This window comes from Vibrio sp. YT-18 (assembly GCF_033337345.1).
GTDB classification, from domain to species: Bacteria; Pseudomonadota; Gammaproteobacteria; order Enterobacterales; family Vibrionaceae; genus Vibrio; species Vibrio alginolyticus.
Map to the genome: position 1 here is coordinate 1 of NZ_JAWOQO010000186.1, position 1,159 is coordinate 1,159.

The 1,159-nt window shown below is 43.6% G+C and carries 1 pseudogene; it reads right to left on the reverse strand.

Features of this window, described 5'->3' with window-relative positions:
* Positions 1–202: 202 nt before the first annotated feature.
* Positions 203–1,131 (reverse strand): annotated as a pseudogene (locus R7M72_RS25330) (SRPBCC family protein).
* Between the last annotated feature and the right edge of the window lie 28 nt (positions 1,132–1,159).

A 1,159-nucleotide genomic window follows, 5' to 3' on the forward strand; every position in this document is an offset into this window, starting at 1 on the left:
TTCGGTGCTTCACTGGCGTGAACAAGCCCAGCCAGTAAACTGGCCGCAAGTAAAGAGTATCTGATTGTCATATTTCATCCATGAAAAAGTGACTGCGAGTATAAGCCGTCACTTTAATTACTGTTTTGCTTACAAGTATTCATCAATACTATCATTCAGTTAGGATGAAACCGCGTATTACATCATGGTTTTGCAACCCAAATCATTTCTTAAATAGGATCACTTCTGTACGTAGGCCGGCTTTAGGTGTCTCATTCGGGTTATTCAAGTAGCGCTCAATCCCCAAAGGTTTGCTCTTCACTTTTATGCCGTTTTGGCGTGTCAAATTCATCCCTAACGACCACGCATTGCCCAAAAACTGGTAGTCACCTTTGTGCTCAATCACAAAAGTTTCACACGCTGGAATCGTGCCAAACACAAAACCATTTGGTACCTCTACCATTTCACTCACGGGCAAGCAGGTTACAAATTCAAAATGACCGAGCTTCATGTCCATTGAAAGGTAATAGCAGAACAGTTCGCCGCTGACGGGCAGACTTTCTTTCTGCATCAGTTCGTACAGTCTTTGAGTTTGCTTTTTCATGATTGGACCAAGCTCAGGAATTGTCCCTGAACCTTGCAAACCAACGTAATGAATCAAATCTTGATGACGAGTGCCGATTTCGCTCAACTGCGACAATATTTGCCCAGTTTCTAACTGGCTTTTTAGCATCTTGAGTCCACGATCGTAATCCATTTCAACCATGGATTTGAACATCGTTTTCAGAAAAAACAGATACCAAGGAACACGAGACTGCATTTGCCATTCTACGGTACAACCATCTTGTGACGGCGTCACGATGAGCGTCACCTTGCCGTGGCTTTTGATGGGCGAAAAAAATGCAGCTCCATGTCTAAACGATGTTCTTGTGTGCTTTCCAGAACAACCGCCCCCGTTCCAATTCGTTGCCCATTCCATTGGTAACCAGCACCAACGTGGCCTTGATTGTCACTGTAAGTCAGCTCGCAGCTTGGCTCCAAAATGATCCAAGGAGACCACTCAGGCCAGTTTTTAAAATCCTTTAGATAATCGATGATCTCACTTTGAGATTTGTTGATTTCAATACTTTTGCTGACCTGATAAGCAAGCATAGCCATTCCTTAAGTTTCTGTTTCGCTC